Below are 16153 nucleotides of genomic sequence, written 5' to 3'. Positions count from 1 at the left end.
CTCGTTTGGTTTACATAGTTTACAAAGTTTACACTTTGATACACTTTACCCCCTGATTTGGGAGAAATTAAGCGGAATGATTTAAAAGGCCATGAGTTCAAACATACAAATACAGCGGGTTTGCCAGCATTGCGGCAACGAGTTTACAGCCAAAACCACCGTAACCAAGTTTTGCGGCGATGTTTGCGCCAAACGTGCTTATAAGGCCAGGCAAAAGGCCGGAAAAATTGAAGCCAGCAACCGGGAAACCAAGCGGCGGAAAAGCCAGCCTATTGAAGATCTGAAAGCCAAAGAGTTTTTAACCGTTTCAATGGCCGCGCAATTTATGAACTGTTCCCGGCAAAACGTTTACAAGCTCATTAAATCGGGCAAAATACGGGCTACCAATATTCTGCTAAAGAAAACCCTTATCCGGCGTACCGAACTGGAACAGCTCATGAAGGAACCACCCCAGCCCGAAGCCATACCTGAAACCCAAAAGCAGGAAATTGAAACCTGGAAGGCCAGCCAGTTAGATATTGCCGAATGCTATACCCTAACCGAAATTCAAAGCAAGTACGGCATTTCTGAAAAGGCTTTATCTGAACTCATAAAGCGGAACAGCATACCCAAACTAAAAAAAGGCTGGTTTGCCTATGTTCCTAAAGTAATTATTGATAAATTGTTAAACTGATTTTCTAAAGCATAAAGGACAAGATGCCAACGAAAGTAAAACTACGAGCTAAGCCTATTTCCGGCGGCCGCAAAAGTCTGTACCTGGACTTTTACCCCGCTATACCCCACCCCGAAACCGGCAGCCCTACGCGCCGGGAATTTCTGAATTTATACCTTTTTGAAAAGCCGAAAAGCCCCGTAGATAAGCAGCACAATAAAGATACCCAAACGCTTGCTGAACAGATAAGGCAAAAGCGAGATAACCACCTGAACAAACCTGAAATTTATACCGGGTTTGAAAAGGAACAACTACGGTTAAAGGAAATTTCTGAACGCTCGTTTTTAGAATACTTTGAACAGCTAAAGCGGAAACGCGCCGGTTCAAACCATGACAATTGGGTTTCTGCCTTTCATTACCTCGAAACGTTTACCGGCAGCAAACTTACCTTTGCTGATCTGAACGAAACGTTTTGCAACGAGTACCGGGAATATCTGCTAAACGCCAAAAGCCATAAGCGAACCAAAACCCCACTTGCTCAAAATACCGCTTTATCTTATTTCAACAAGTTCAAAGCCGCTTTAAGACAGGCGTTTCAGGATGGTTTATTACCTACCGATCTGAACGGCAAAATAAAAGGCATAAAACCCGGCGAAACCCAACGGCATTTTTTAACCCTGGAGGAGCTGAACGCGCTGGTAAAAACCGATTGTGCCAACCCCCAACTAAAACAGGCCGCGCTATTTTCTGCCCTTACCGGCCTACGGTTTTCCGATATTGCAAAGCTGGTTTGGAGCGAACTGGAATACATGGAAGGCCAGGGGTATTTTATCCGGTTCCGGCAGCAAAAAACCAAAGGCACCGAATTACAGCCTATTTCCGATCAGGCTTTTCAGTTATTAGGCCAGCCAGCCGAACCAACCGAACAGGTATTTTCCGACCTGCAATATTCTGCCTACCAAAACACCTACCTGAAAGACTGGATAAGGAAAGCCGGTATCACCAAGCCTATAACGTTCCATTGCTTCCGGCATACTTTTGCCACCTTGCAACTAAGCCAGGGAACCGATATTTACACGGTTTCCAAAATGTTAGGCCACCGCGAACTAAAAACTACCCAGGTTTACGCCAAAGTAATAGATCAAACTAAACGAACAGCAGCGGATAAAATCAAATTAGACTTTTAAAGAGGTTGTTAAGCTAAAGAGGCTTCAAATGTCAATAAATACAACAGTTCAAATATTGGAGGACATGAAAAATGGGGTACCAGTTGAAAAGTATCTTAATGAGTTGCACCCTTTAATTTATAATACCGATAAGTACATTGAAATCTGTTCTGAATTAACAAAAAATGAGGATTATGCGACTAAAAAGATTTGGACAGAGCTTAGAGGAAATATTGTATGCCCAGATATTAGAATTGGCTATTTAGAAAAGGCCATTGAGTTTTTACCATACGATAAATTAAGGTCGATTAAATACCAATTAGATGCAATTAATGATCAAATTTTGATTTTTAAGCCATACTTCAACGATTTAGTTTTAGGTACTCCGAATTATTCACACCCTTTAGAAACAAGTGAAGCAATTTTATTGGCAAAAGATGAAGCCCATTTATTATGGAGGCAAAAAACCTTAATGCCTCCAACACCAACAACTAAAAATACTCAAAAGGACAAATACTTTAATGGAATGCAACAGCTAAAAGACTACCAATTAAGGGAATATTTTTTAGAAATTATAAAGTTTCCTGCCTTTGTAAAAGAATTATCTGAATACGAGCTATCTAAAGTAAGAAATTACGCCGATAAAGCTTTAATGGATTCTGTAAGGCAATGCGCTGGATTCCTGGAAATTAAAAACTATAAATACCCCCCTGAATTTGAAGAAAATCGAAAAATAGAATATTGGTTTAGCAAAAGTGCTGATTATCAGGACGCTACTTATGTAATAAATTTAATTGATAATCATTTAGCAAAATTAACCCAACCCGCGAACCCCCAAAAAGGCGGCCTTAAATTTTACATTGGAGATCCTGAAAACGGCGGGAAAGAAGTAAATAGTTGGGAATATTGGAATGAAAGCGGAATGAAAGACAGGTTAGAACAGAAAGGTTTAAAACTTAACCCCACCCACGATTTCAATTTACTAAAGCCTTTCCGTTTAAACCTTTTTAATCAGATTAAGGAATACTTTATAAAGGAACGAGCTTTTAACGGGTTAGAAACTACCGAAACAGAAATAAAAGCCCGGTACCTAATTTGGTTAAATGAGGAGCTGAAAACTATTGAAAATTGGCTATCGGATAAAAGCCCAAACGGCGAACCAAAACGCAAACCTTCAATTTCAACTCAAATAGAAATTGGTAAATATTTCGATTTCATAAAAAACGAAATTGAAACAGTAAGCAGCGGAAACCAACCAGCCCAAACTCCAAATACTGAAACCATAACGCCGGAAATAAAACCAGTTTTTAAAACAGAAATTACCGATCAGGTTTACAATATTTTAAAAGACTATTTCAATACAAACCAGCAACCCCAGTTAAAACAGTTAATAGAAACCGGCAGCGATACAAGCCCAAAACTATTATTCAAAGGCAACGCAAATCAATTAACTGATACATGGCAGAAATTGTATGATTGCCAATTTATTATTGGTTGCCAAAAAGAAGTTTTGCAGCAATGGACTATAAAGAATTTCTGCTATTCCGGAAAGAAAAAAGATGCTATTGATTTTGAATACGAAACTGTAAGAAAGGGAATATCTAATTATACCAACCCATGCATGAACCCACTTTTGAAAATTGAAAACGGGCAAATTGTGGCAGTTAAACAGGAACAGAAAAAAAAGTATAGAAAATACTAACAAACTTATACCCTTGTAATACCCTTACTGTAAAGGCATTGTAAGGGCACAAAACACGCCTATACTATTGCATAATGTTTCACTTAAAGCATTATGCAAATGGAAAATTTAACCTTTGAAAGCCTGCCGGGAGCCGTTTCTAAACTCCTTGAGGATGTAGCCCACCTAAAAAGCCTGCTAACCAGCCAGGCCAGCAAACCAGCCGAAACCGACCGCTGGTTTGATCTTGATGAACTTTGCGCCTACCTGCCGGGCAACCCGGCCAGGGCTACCATTTACGGCAAAGTTCACACCCGCGAAATACCCCATAAAAAAGTTGGTAAGCGTTTAGCCTTCCTGAAAAGCGAAATTGACCAATGGTTAAAAAACCAGGGGCGTAAAACCGCTGCCGAAATTGAAGCCGAAGCCAGCCAGTATTTAGCCAAAAAGAAAGGGGGCTACCATGCGTAACACGGCAACCCCCAAGCATAAAGGACAAGGCGAAGATACAAAATTATTCCACTTCTTACAAGCAGTACCTTTCCTAAACTTTTCAGAAAAAGGCTTACAAAACATTGCTAAGCGGTTCAGCATTACCCCCGAACAATTAAAAGCGGCCATTGCCGAATTTATGAAAGGAGGTAAACGCTATGCATAAGCCCCACCAAACCCAACGCGAAATACTTTTTGAGTACTTGAAAAACCACGTTGCCACCGCTTCAATGGCCGAAGCCGCAACCGGTGTACACCAAAAATGCATTACCCGCTATAAACGGGAACTGGAAAAGGCCGGGCGGTTATGGCAACTTACTCGGAAAGCCTGCCAGCGCACCGGCTGCAAAGCATGGTACCTAACCACCGATCAGGCCAAAGCCCCCAAAAATTCCCAACAACTAAGCCTTTTTTAATATGGTGCTGAACCCGAATTTTAACGATAGCCTTTTCGATCAGGCCAAACCCCTGTTTACTCCTGAAACCATAATAAACCACGTTGAGGAGCTTATAAAACAAGCCGAACCCATACCCCACGCCCAAATATTAGCCCGGTTACTTGACCGGGTTAATACATTGGATTTTCGGGAATTGGCAGAACTTGAAGAAGCCGAAAAGCTAAATAACAGCCATTTGCAAATAATAACGGTTGAACAGGTTTTGAACCTCGCAAAGCTGAACAAATGGGGCATTTGCCGGAACCATGATTTTATTTACTTATACAACGGGGCATACTGGAGCCTTTTCGATGTTGAGGAGCTAAAAGCCTTTTTAGGTGAAGCGGCGGAAAAAATGGGCGTAGATAAATTCAAAGCCCGGTATTTCCAGTTCCGGGAAACGCTTTTTAAACAGTTCCTTACGTTGGCAAATCTGCCAAAGCCCGAACAGCCCAAAGAGGTAGTATTAGTAAACCTGAAAAACGGCACCTTTGAAATTAGCCCCACCGGCCACCGGTTACGGCCTTTTGATAGATCCGATTTTATTACCTACCAACTACCGTTTGAGTACAACCCCGAAGCCGAAGCCCCTTTATTTACTGCCTACCTAAACAAGGTTTTACCCGATCAGGAACGCCAAAAGGTACTTGCTGAATATTTGGGGTATGTTTTTATAAAAAACGGTACCATAAAAGAAGAAAAAGTATTGTTTCTGTACGGCACCGGGGCAAATGGTAAATCAGTATTCCATGAAGTAGTAAAAGCCCTTTTAGGAGCCGAAAACACCTCGCAATATTCTTTACAAGACCTTACCAACGATAACGGGTATTACCGCGCCATGATTGCCAATAAGCTGGTAAACTATGCAAGCGAAATAAGCGGAAAGCTCGAAGCGGCCACCTTTAAACAGCTTGCTTCCGGAGAAACCGTTTCCGCTCGTTTGCCCTATGGCAACCCGATGCAAATTTCCGATTACGCCCGGTTAATTTTCAATGTAAACGATCTGCCCCGCGATGTTGAGCAAACCGATGCTTTTTTCCGGCGGTTCCTGATTGTGCCTTTTGATGTAACCATACCCGAAGCGGAACAGGATAAACAACTTCATATTAAGATAATTGAAAACGAGTTATCAGGGGTTTTTAATTGGGTATTGCAGGGGCTTAACCGCTTACTAAGTCAAAAGCAGTTCACCAACTGCCAGGCCGCGCACGATGCCAGGGAACACTATAAAACCCAGTCTGATAGTGTAAAAATGTTTATTGAGGAAAACGGCTATAAGAACAGCCCAACCGAATACCGGCTAATAAAAGAGCTTTACCAGGAATACCGGAATTTCTGTATTGACGATGGATTTAAGCCGGTTAACAAATCAAATTTTATAAAGCGGTTGCAGGGGTTTGGAGTACCCATTGAGAAAAAGAATATCGGGAACGTGGCATTTATAGCAAGATGAAACACCCGGTACTAAGAAAAAAAATATGTTTTCTGATGTTCACCTTTTTCACTCTTTTCACTCATGGCAACAAACCACCGCTTTACGCTATTACCAGGCAGCAAGAAATTTCTTTGCCCCGGTTGCGGCAAAAAACGCTTTGTGCCGTTCCTGGACACCACCACCGGCCAGCACCTACCGGAACGGTACGGCCGTTGCGACCGGGCTATAAATTGCGGGTACTACCTTAACCCGTATTCCGATGGGTACGCCAAAGAAATAACCGATCAGGAAAGCGGCCAGCCTACCGGCACACGGAAACCAGACCGGCCAAAATTGAGCAGCCCCCAGGCCAGCCCCACCCCACCCCCGGAACCCTCATTTATTCCGGTTGAGGTTATGAAGCAAAGCCGCGCCGGTTACCAGCATAATAATTTTGTACTTTGGCTAAGTACCTTATTCCCTGCCGAAACGGTAAGCCAGGCAATAGCCCGGTACTTTATAGGCACATCAAAGCATTGGAACGGGGCAACGGTATTTTGGCAGATAGACCAAGCCGGGCAAATTAGAAGCGGCAAAATAATGCATTACAGCCCCACCACCGGCAAAAGAACAAAGGAGCCTTTCAACCATATTACATGGGTACATAAAGCCCTTAAACTGCCTAATTTTGAGCTGAAACAATGCTACTTTGGCAGCCATTTACTAAGCCAGTTAAACAAACCTATTGCACTGGTAGAAAGCGAGAAAACCGCCGTTATTGCAAGTATTTATTTACCTGAATTTATTTGGTTAGCCGTTGGCAGTCTTACCAACCTGAACCCTGAAAAATGCAGGGCTTTATCCGGCCGGAACGTTTACCTGTTTCCCGATCTGAACGGGTTTGAACTATGGAGCCGGAAAGCTAAAGAGTTAAGCCAGCAAATGCCGGGTACCCTGTTTGAGGTTTCCGATTTACTGGAACGCAACGCCACCGGAGCCGAAAAAGCCAGCGGTTTAGATTTAGCTGACTACCTTTTAAAATATGATTTAAAAACGTTCAGCAAACAGCCAGCCCCAACTCAGCAACCCAAACCCCTACCGGCAGAAAGTGAAAAAGGTGAAAAAAGTGAAGCCCCAAAAACAAATATTTTTTTACACCCCCAACAGGAAAATGAAAGCCAGCCCAATGGTAAAAACCTGGAGCTAACCAGCGAGCCTGGAAAAGAATTTTACCGCTTTACTTATTCCGAATTATGCCAGGCCATTGGCACCGATCAGGCAAACGCTAAGGTAAAACAGTATCAGGAACTTTCAGAAAAGTACGCAACCTGCCAAACCTGGAGCCTGCATAATTGCGAGCTATTGACCACCTATTACCAAAGCCGGGCGGCATAGGGGGTACTATAATACCCAGGCAATAAAGAACCATTAACCGGTTGGTTCTGAAAAAAAATGCTATCCATTTCAAAAGTAAAAGGGGGTAACAAACCAGGGGGGCGGGTAAATACCTGCCAGATTACCCCCATGAACCGCAGACCAGGCTAATTTTCACGAAGCCAAAATTTTACCCAACCCTTTCAGGGGGCAAACCCTTACTAATCAGTTTTTAACCTTAAAACCATACCGTTTTTTATGGCACGTTACAGAGAAGAAACCCAAACCAAAAAATTAAAAGGCACCTACCGGAAAAGCCGCGAACTGAAAGCCCCGGAAGCCCTGGAACCCTTTACCGAAATACCAGCCGCGCCCGTAGATCTGCCGGAATTAGCCCGGCACGTTTGGAATACCACCGGGGCAGAACTGGTAAAAAACAGCATACTAACCAATATTGATATTCCGCTTTTTAAAAGCTATTGCTACCAATGTTTTGTAATAGCCGAAGCCCAGCAACACCTGGAAACCGAAGGCTTTACTATAATGCTGACCAATACCAAAAAGCAAAGCTACCCGGCAAAAAGCCCCTGGATTAGCATTTTAAACGATGCCGTACAGCTCGCTAACCGGTTAGGTTCTCAATTTGGCCTTAACCCATTAAGCAGGCAAAAGCTGAATTTTAAAGATGCTGAAAAAGAAAAGGATGCATTAGCGGAATACATGAATTGGCAAAACTTATAAAACTATGGAACCTGAAAGAATGAAAATAATAGCCGAAGATGCCGAAAGAATTACCATGATTGACCACTTTGAAGGCCATCCGGTACGGTTTTACTTCGATAAGGCCAGCGGCCAGGTATTAGTAAATGCTGACGACATGGCAATAATATTAGGCTACAAAAACCAGCACGACCTATTAAGCCAGGACGCGGCATTAGATATTTTAAACGAACACCACAAACAAAACCCCGATCAACCTTTTTTAACTTACCTGTCATGAACCAGCCCGAACCAACCGAAACCAGCCCGGTAATTTTAACCCCGGCCGAAAAGTATGAGGTACTAAACGCCCTGTATTTTTATGAAGCTACCCTAAATCTTGATCTGACCGGCCAGGAATTAGGAACCTTACAAACAGTAATAAACAAGATTGAAGGCAAAACCCCTGAATAATTATAAAACACTACCGTTAAATAGGGAAAAATACGGCCGAAGTTTTACCCAAAGTACAATTTAAAAGCCGTATTTACTGAAGATTAAACCCCTATGTTCCTTAAAGATTTAGGTTTTAAATTCTGACAAAATGCCAAAGTTTCCCACGTTCCCAACCCTTTACGATGAGGTTTTAACAATTTACATTAGCAAGCTGAATAAATGGGGCTACCTGAACCCAGGCCAAATAAAAGGTGGTACTCTTTCCTGGAGTTGGAGAGGTAACCAAACAGCAAATATTTCAATTTGGGTAAATACACATTCAAAAACCCCTTACCTGGAGCTGAACTATAAATGCCAGAACAAACCAATAAATTATAAGGTTGAATTGGTTTCTGTTTCCTCGAATTTAGGCAAAGGCCGGGTTTGGTATTTCCTTTGCCCACATACCGGGAAAAGATGCCGCAACCTTTATTTAGTAGGTGAACGGTTTTTGCATCGCGAAGCCTTTACTGGTTGCCTTTATGAGAAACAAACCTATTCAAATTATAAACGTGGTTTAGATAAACTATTTGAAAAAGCCTTTAGATCTGAACGGCTTTACGAACAGCTTTACAAAAAGCATTTCAAAACCCACTACGCCGGAAAGCCTACAAAACGGTATCTGAAACTAATGAAAAAGATACAGGAAAGCGAACAGCTTACCCCCGATCAAATTGAAAGGCTTTACCTCATTTAGATTAATTAATTAATTAATTAATTAATTAATGCTTTGAATCATTCATACTACTTGGAGTATTTTCTAAACGCCTTAATGGTTTGAAAAAGAAAGTAAGAAGTCGTAATTCTAGAAGCAAAATCTAATACAAGGGCTAAATTATTAGAATTTATTCCAGTATCTAATAAAGTTACAAGGTGTGCAGGATTAAACAGATGAACAATTCTACCAATATTTTTTAAATAATTATCAAAGCCTTCAGAATTATTCCAAAAGATTGAAGCTCCTATAAAAAAGAAAAAATAATAATTAAAAATTATCATCCAAACCACAGGAGTTATCCAATCTCTTCCAAAATAGTTTGATTCACGGCTTGTCCAAATAATAAATTTTTCTTGCCAATTTCCACTATTATTATCTAATGTGTTGCTATAAGCATTCATTTCTTCTTGTTCAAAAACAAGTGCTTGAAACCCTTCCTCTTGTTTCCGCATAGCAACTTTTAATTGCCTATAATTTTCTTTAAGCTTATGTGGATTATCGTCTTTAGTAAAAATTTTGGTAGGCCAGTTTGTAAAAGTGGTCAAGATTTCAACCAAATGAGAATTATCGATGTATAATTTCGAAAACTTGGTAAAATCGATTTCAAAGAATTGAGCTTTACCTAAATAAGTTTCTATTATTTCAACTCGGGATTGATTGGTTAAGTTCTTTAACCTAATAAATTTTAAAATAGAAGTATTCGTAAATTTATTAAAACTAAGCTTATCGGTACTTACATCCTCAAAAATAAAATTTCCACTATTAAGCTCACCAGTTAATGTAATTTCCCTTATCTCACACTTAGAGACATAAATCTCTCCTATGGTGTCTTTAGACTTAGTATGAATTTTAAGCTCGTCAATAACCTTTTCTGTCAATTCTAATGGATAAAGGTCAGGGTTTGCGGATTTATGTAAGAGAATTCTTTCCTCATAAGTACCAGACCCTATCTCTAAAACACCTATGTGATGAAAATAAATTGTAACCCAAGCAAAGTCATTATTTTTCAACATAACATGCTTCGCTTTTATATTACTTAAATCACCACCATTTCTTCCGTAACTTTTATCTTCAGATTTTTTAGTAGTACCTTCAGCTATTACTAGTAAATTAAAGAAAATACAATCATCAATATGAAACCGATAACATTCAAACGCAGAAATATTAACTGATTTTAAAAATCTGCATTTGCTAAACATAAAAAACTCTCCAAAATCACAACCTTTCCACCATAAGCCTTCATTAAAAACGCAATCAATAAGCAACAAACTGCCCTTAAAATTTGATTTTCCTAAACTGAAGTGAACATCGAAAATACAGTTTCTAAATTCTATTCTATGCTGACAATCTAGTTCGTGAAAATAATTATCACCTGGGCCTGTTATTCTTTTGTTCTCAATCTTTATTATTGGTTGCCCATAATAGTCAGTTTCAATAAATTCTTTATATCGGCCAGTCATAATATCCAAAAGATTCCAAACATTCAGGTTAGTTTGGAGGGTGCCTCCTTGTGAATTATGAGTATCTGAATTTTTCATTAAGTCTTGTATTTACTTAGGATTAAATAGTTTTCCAAAATCCATTACAGCAAATTTCCCTATGAACAATTTGTATTACTGTGATTTTGGTAGTTGCTAGTATGATAGACTAATCAGAAAACAAAGATTGGTATTTATTTTTGTTTTTATGGTTTGGTAAAATTTTTTAGACAGTTTTACAATAAGGATCTAGGAAAATTATGCCGGTAAACCTACTAAACGGTATGCAAGGCTAATGAAAAAGATACAGGAAAGCGAACAGCTTACCCCCGATCTGATTGAAAGGCTTTACCTCATTTAGGAATTTATTTACGGGGTGAAATTAAAGGTGAATTCACTTTTTTAAACAGTTTTGTACCTTATTTGTACCTTTACTTTACAACTAACTGATTTTCAACACGAATTACTTTTTGTATCGGCAAGTAAGCCTGCAAAAAGCATAATAATCATAAAACTAAGCCCACATGCTAAGCGCTGCATATGGGCTTCTTTTATTTAATTAACACCTTATTCTTTGGAGTTCACCTTAAGGGCACTAAAAATTACCGGCCCGAAATATTGCAGATTCTCTAAAACGCAGACCATACTGAAAAACTTTTCCGGTTCAATTTCGGGGCTTTCGGTCATCGCTTCTATTACTGTATCCAACACTTTGGTGAATTGCTCACTGAATTCTTCTTCGTTTATCATTTTTACAGGTAAATCCTTTTGCTACAACCCATTATTCTATTCTTTAATTCAGCTGAATGCGGCTAATATGCCAGAAAGCAAAACGTATTTTTGGTTTAAATCATGAGGTATAAAAAGAAACTTCTCCACTTTCACAACAGAACAACATATGGAATAAGTAATCCCCAGAAGTGCTTTATGGTAATTACTTCAGCTCCCGGACGGTTATATGATTTTGGTTTTCCATTTGCCACTGGTCGCCTTTTACTTTTAATACTTCGCCAATAGTAACAGTCCGGTAAGTCGCTGGATCTGTAAGATTTGCGCGACTTATTGTTGCAAAGTATTCCTGATTGTTAACCGTAAGTATTTTTGCGGTATACCCATCTTTCCCCGGTTGTATTGCGGTTACCTTTCCGGTAATAAAAAGACTTTCGTCCTGGCTAAGTTTCTCCTGGTCAGGCTTTGAAGTTTTGCAGCCGGCTCCAGTGACCAGAAATGCACTGAGCAAAATGTTTATAAAAGCGATTTTCATGATATTTTTTATTAAGAGCGAGCGAGAGCATTTAAATCTTTCACTTCCAGGATCTTTTTAGGTAGGGCCAATTATTATGTTATAGCCCATAATTAAACGCCTCATTTCACAGCAAATTAGTTAATTTTCAGGTAAGCTCCCATAAAATAATGCTCTGATCGTAAAACTGTTTGACCTGAAAACGGTATGGAAAACGAAAGAAAAAGTCGTTATGAACCAGAACCAGGAAATCCGTAATCAGCTTATCAAATTATTGGAAGGTGGTATTGCCTATCAACCAATAGAAGAACTGTTAAAAGACATAACCGCGGATGAAGCCGGCAAAAGTATCTCACATTTACCTTATACAATCTGGCAATTGCTGGAGCACATGCGGATCACCTTATACGACATTCTCGAATTCTGCCAAAACCCGGATTACCAGTACCTGAAATGGCCGGATGATTACTGGCCCAAAGAAGTAGCACCTGCTGATCAGGAAACGCTGGATAAATGCATAGCAGAAATCAAAACCGGTATTCAAACTATGATCAAACTGGTGCAAGATCCGGCCAATGATTTATTCAAAACTTTTTCGCACGGCGAAGGCCAAACTTTAATGCGTGAAGCTTTATTGGTGGCTGAACATACGGCCTATCATACCGGCGAAGTGATCGTGCTTAGACGGTTACTGGGAACGTGGGAATGATTCATTAATAATGATTAATGATCTTAAGCTGTTAGTCATAATGATTTCTGCCTTAAACAGTGACCCTAGAATGATCCTGCAATCCTGAACAAAGCTGAATGTTTAAAGTAAACAAAAGATAACTTTAGAACAGATCTATGTTCAGCAGCAATTACTTCGTTTACATCACAACTAATCCGAATCGCTCAACCTATTATTTTGGTGTAACCAACGATTTTGGCTGTAAGACTCCAACAACATTTTCAAAATAGCGGCGACAACAAGACTTTTGCTGGTAGATATTATTGTTATAAGCTGATTTACTTTGAATGTTACCCAAGTGCAGAGCAAGCCATTGAAAGAGAAAAGCAATTAAAAGGCTGGACTCGTTCAAAGAAAGAAGCATTGATCAAAAGCAAAAACCCGAAAATGAAATTTCTGAATTACATAGCCGATAAAACAGAAATTTGAGTTTATTCCCAAGTTCAATTTATCCGGTCATCCTGAGCGAAGCCGAAGGAACTAACTGGTACAGCTATGGAATGCGAGCGAAGCAATGAATTCCTTTTTTACGTTTTCAGATTAGTTTTCGTGCGGGTTCGGTACGCGTAAGATCCTTCGGCTTCGCTCAGGATGACCAAATTAAATAAAAAAAGGGTAGCGTAGGGTTTAAACCCTACGCTACCCTTTTTTGCCATATATATTGTCTGAATTTGGATTCGCCAGATTAGAGGATTAATCAGATTAAAAATTTCGAAATCCAAAAATCCATAAATCTGACAAATCCAAATTCAGACAATCCTACTTCCAACCCACCTTCGGAAACCGCTCCACCAGCTCCGGCTTCAAAACGCTATACCTTTCCGCCCAAAAACTGCCCAGATCACTCACCACTTCCAAAGGCTTCAGATCTGGCGTTAGCAAATGGAGCAGCACGTGCATGTCGCCGTTATCTACCTTGGGGTTTTCCTGCCAGTCGAAAATATCCTGCAAGCGGACTTCCAGAATAGGTTGCGCGCCGTTTGGCATGTAGAGCAGTTCCATTTCATAGCCATCGGGTAAGGCAATAACTGGTGGAGCGAGTTCTTCTGAGCGAAGTTTCTGTTCCGAGGTTAAGAATTTCTCCAGGATCGGCAGCAGGTCTATTTCCAGCAGGTCTTCCGGATCTTCTACATTTGCTAAATAAGGCGTCATCCAATCGGCATTTGTCATTAAAAGCGTGGGCGTTGAAACGTCGGGCCAGGCTTCGGTGGGGCGCCATTTTTTTAAACTGAGCACCCGCATTTGCCATTGTTGCACTTTTTCGGTCCATTTCAATAGCGTTTCGCCTTCGCGTTTCAGGGCTTCGGAAATGGCGGGAATTAGGTGTGTATCGTAGTCTGGTTCCGGCAGGGGTTTGCTTTGCAGCACGATGCTCCCGATGCGCAGATCCCGCGAGGCGGTGAGTTCGCCGTCGGTGGTGTCCCAGGTGATGACGTCCTGCTGTTTTACAAGCGGCATGAGGTCTTTGGGGTTGAGCGGCGAGGCCAGGAAGATCTTGCCCATGCCTTCGCGGGCGTCGAGGTTGGCGATGGCCAGCCAGGGTTCGTGCGCCAGGTCGTCGCGGTGGCCGGCTGCGGCGTATTTGCCGTTGGCCAGCTGGAATTGCGCGTTGTTTCCCGGGCGGGCGTAGGCAATGCGTTCGGGGTAGCAATGCGCCAGCAGCACGCCGGTTTCGTAAGGATCTACCGTACCGTTTTCGGCTTCCATATTGAACATGCGGCGGTACGAAGCAGCGATCTTTTCTATTTTTTTCAGCTTTCCCATACCGTTTTCGCGGCGGTAGCGGCGCAGGGCTTCGATGCGTTCGTTGATGTCGATGCCGGCTTCTCGGGGCAGCGGGTCGCGCTCTTCCAGCAGGGCGGCAATGTCGCAGGCCAGGGCCAGCTGGTCATTTTCTTGGGCGGCCAACAGCATGTGGGCGATGCGCGGGTGCGTAGGCAGGGCGTGCATCTTCTTGCCGTGCTCGGTTATGCGGCCGTTTTCCAAAGCCTGTAGCTGGTGCAGCGTTTCGGAGGCCTGCAGCAAAGCGGCGCGCGGCGGCGGCGTAACCCAGGTAAGCTGCGAAATATCCATAATGCCCCATTGCGCCATATCCAGCACCAGCGAAGTGAGGTCGGCTTCCAGGATCTCGGGGGTGCGGTGCGGTTGCAGGCGTTCGTGGGCGGCTTTGGTCCAGAGGCGGTAGGCCACGCCCGGACCCAGACGACCGGCCCGGCCGGCGCGCTGATCGGCGGAATCTTTGGATATGCGGATGGTTTCGAGGCGCGACAAGCCGGACTGGGGATCGAAGCGCTGCGTTTTGCCAAAGCCCGTATCTACCACCACCGAAATACCCTCGATGGTAAGGCTGGTTTCGGCGATGCTGGTGGCCAGCACGATCTTGCGTTTGCTGTTGCGGTCGGGCATGATGGCGGCGTATTGCTTGCCGGGCGGCAGCTTCCCGAAAAGCGGGTGCAGCGCCACATCGCGGACTTGCCGGCGCAGCAAAGCTTCCGTTTTTTTGATGTCGCCTTCGCCGGGCAGGAACACCAGGATGTCGCCGTTATTCTCGCGGAGGGCTTGTTTTACCACGCGGGCGGTCATTTCGGGCAGCAGGTATTGGTCGGTTTCTCCGGCGTAGTGCACGGTTATGGGGTATTGCCGGCCCATGCTTTGCGCCACCGGGGCGTTGAGCAGCTGCGTGAGCTGGGGCATATCCAGGGTGGCACTCATTACCATGATGCGGAGGTCGGGGCGCAGCGTTTGCTGGGCTTCCCGGGCCAGGGCCATGGCTACGTCGGCGTGGATGCTGCGTTCGTGGAATTCGTCGAAGATCACGAGGGCGGTGCCGCGGAGCGCATTGTCGGAATGGATCATGCGGGTGAGGATGCCTTCGGTTACCACCTCGAGGCGGGTGGCCGGGGACGTGCGGTTCTCGAAGCGGATCCGGTAGCCCACCGTTTGCCCAACCTCCTCGCCCAGCAGCGAAGCCATGCGCTCTGCAATGGTGCGGGCCGCCAGGCGCCGGGGCTCCAGCATGATGATCTTTTGCCCGGCCAGCCAGGGTTCCTCCAGCAAGGCCAGCGGCAACAGGGTACTTTTACCGGCCCCGGGCGGCGCATTTACAATCAGCGTGTTGCGGGCGGACAGGTGTTCTTTTACCGTGGGGATGATCTCCGTAACGGGCAGGTCTATGGTGAAGGGGTTGAAGGGCAAGGGGGAAGTTTTATCTAAGTAGTTTATTTTTTGTGCAATTTAACGCAAAATAACCACCTTTGATTTTAGTTGATGAGGTTTAAGAAATATATAATTTTTGCTATCTAAAGAATATTTTGTAACATTAAGGATACTTTCTATCGCAAAATAATTTAGGCCATGAGTAAAGAAAAAGAACCTCTTTGTATCAAAGTCCCTGTTTATACTTCGGAGTATATAGAAAAAGATAAAGATTCCCTTGGCACCGACTTTAGAAACTGTTTTAAAAGTGAATTAGCGGGATAAAAAAAGTACCCACTTTGGTTAAGAAAGTTATTCGACCAACTATTCAAAACCTCGGTGAGTACCCATCAAAAGAAAGAAAAACGGAAGAGATATC

The 16153-nt window shown here is 42.6% G+C and carries 18 protein-coding genes; 14 read left to right on the top strand and 4 right to left on the bottom strand.

The annotated features are described in order from the left end of the window. Positions 1-91 precede the first annotated feature (91 nt). From ACFPIB_RS05410 to ACFPIB_RS05355, 12 genes are all read left to right on the top strand, one after another. A complete protein-coding gene (locus tag ACFPIB_RS05410) occupies positions 92-673 on the top strand; it encodes a helix-turn-helix domain-containing protein (protein ID WP_378016415.1) in 582 nt (193 codons plus the stop codon). Positions 674-696: 23 nt separating this feature from the next. Beyond that, on the top strand, positions 697-1839 hold the full coding sequence (locus tag ACFPIB_RS05405) for a site-specific integrase (protein ID WP_378016414.1): 1143 nt from the start codon (positions 697-699) through the stop codon (positions 1837-1839). A gap of 28 nt (positions 1840-1867) precedes the next feature. Beyond that, positions 1868-3520, top strand: a complete 1653-nt coding sequence (locus ACFPIB_RS05400) for a hypothetical protein (protein WP_378016413.1) — start codon at positions 1868-1870, stop codon at positions 3518-3520. Between the two features lie 99 nt (positions 3521-3619). After that, entirely contained in the window at positions 3620-3970 is a 351-nt protein-coding gene (locus ACFPIB_RS05395) for a helix-turn-helix transcriptional regulator (protein WP_378016412.1), read from the top strand. Beyond that, positions 3963-4157, top strand: coding sequence for a hypothetical protein (locus tag ACFPIB_RS05390; protein ID WP_378016411.1), 195 nt, complete (start codon positions 3963-3965; stop codon positions 4155-4157). The genes ACFPIB_RS05395 and ACFPIB_RS05390 overlap by 8 nt, the downstream gene beginning before the upstream one ends. After that, positions 4150-4407, top strand: coding sequence for a hypothetical protein (locus tag ACFPIB_RS05385; RefSeq protein ID WP_378016410.1), 258 nt, complete (start codon positions 4150-4152; stop codon positions 4405-4407). Before ACFPIB_RS05390 ends, ACFPIB_RS05385 begins: the two co-directional genes overlap by 8 nt. Before the next feature lies 1 nt (position 4408). Continuing rightward, positions 4409-5881: a DNA primase family protein gene (locus ACFPIB_RS05380; protein ID WP_378016409.1), complete on the top strand. Its 1473-nt coding sequence runs from the start codon at positions 4409-4411 to the stop codon at positions 5879-5881. 63 nt (positions 5882-5944) lie between these two features. Beyond that, positions 5945-7237, top strand: a complete 1293-nt coding sequence (locus ACFPIB_RS05375; protein ID WP_378016408.1) for a DUF6371 domain-containing protein — start codon at positions 5945-5947, stop codon at positions 7235-7237. Between the two features lie 237 nt (positions 7238-7474). Further along, the gene (locus ACFPIB_RS05370; protein ID WP_378016407.1) at positions 7475-7957 is read left to right on the top strand and encodes a phage terminase small subunit P27 family; all 483 of its coding nucleotides are present in this window, start codon (positions 7475-7477) and stop codon (positions 7955-7957) included. A gap of 4 nt (positions 7958-7961) precedes the next feature. Beyond that, positions 7962-8216, top strand: coding sequence for a BRO-N domain-containing protein (locus ACFPIB_RS05365; RefSeq protein ID WP_378016406.1), 255 nt, complete (start codon positions 7962-7964; stop codon positions 8214-8216). Further along, entirely contained in the window at positions 8213-8389 is a 177-nt protein-coding gene (locus tag ACFPIB_RS05360; RefSeq protein WP_378016405.1) for a hypothetical protein, read from the top strand. Before ACFPIB_RS05365 ends, ACFPIB_RS05360 begins: the two co-directional genes overlap by 4 nt. A 130-nt stretch (positions 8390-8519) precedes the next feature. Then, a complete protein-coding gene (locus ACFPIB_RS05355; RefSeq protein WP_378016404.1) occupies positions 8520-9107 on the top strand; it encodes a hypothetical protein in 588 nt (195 codons plus the stop codon). A 47-nt stretch (positions 9108-9154) separates the two neighbouring features. Here ACFPIB_RS05355 and ACFPIB_RS05350 read toward each other — a convergent pair whose 3' ends face one another. The 3 genes from ACFPIB_RS05350 to ACFPIB_RS05340 form a co-directional block, all read right to left on the bottom strand. Continuing rightward, entirely contained in the window at positions 9155-10666 is a 1512-nt protein-coding gene (locus ACFPIB_RS05350) for a hypothetical protein (protein ID WP_378016403.1), read from the bottom strand. A 507-nt stretch (positions 10667-11173) separates the two neighbouring features. Next, positions 11174-11356 (bottom strand): hypothetical protein, encoded by a 183-nt coding sequence (locus ACFPIB_RS05345; RefSeq protein ID WP_378016402.1) that lies wholly within the window; start codon positions 11354-11356, stop codon positions 11174-11176. A gap of 184 nt (positions 11357-11540) precedes the next feature. Next, positions 11541-11870, bottom strand: a complete 330-nt coding sequence (locus ACFPIB_RS05340) for a hypothetical protein (RefSeq protein WP_378016401.1) — start codon at positions 11868-11870, stop codon at positions 11541-11543. A gap of 211 nt (positions 11871-12081) precedes the next feature. Between ACFPIB_RS05340 and ACFPIB_RS05335 the strand changes: the two genes are divergently transcribed. Both ACFPIB_RS05335 and ACFPIB_RS05330 read left to right on the top strand, forming a co-directional pair. Further along, on the top strand, positions 12082-12558 hold the full coding sequence (locus tag ACFPIB_RS05335) for a DinB family protein (protein WP_378016400.1): 477 nt from the start codon (positions 12082-12084) through the stop codon (positions 12556-12558). A 216-nt stretch (positions 12559-12774) separates the two neighbouring features. After that, a complete protein-coding gene (locus ACFPIB_RS05330) occupies positions 12775-13008 on the top strand; it encodes a GIY-YIG nuclease family protein (protein ID WP_378016399.1) in 234 nt (77 codons plus the stop codon). A gap of 330 nt (positions 13009-13338) precedes the next feature. On the opposite strand, the gene hrpB is transcribed toward ACFPIB_RS05330, so the two are convergent. Then, complete coding sequence (gene hrpB / locus ACFPIB_RS05325; RefSeq protein WP_378016398.1) at positions 13339-15774, bottom strand: ATP-dependent helicase HrpB; 2436 nt, start codon at positions 15772-15774, stop codon at positions 13339-13341. Between the last annotated feature and the right edge of the window lie 379 nt (positions 15775-16153).

It is taken from the genome of Adhaeribacter terreus, assembly GCF_042657365.1.
Lineage (GTDB): Bacteria > Bacteroidota > Bacteroidia > Cytophagales > Hymenobacteraceae > Adhaeribacter_A > Adhaeribacter_A terreus.
This window is presented reverse-complemented; position numbering and strand designations above follow the sequence as displayed.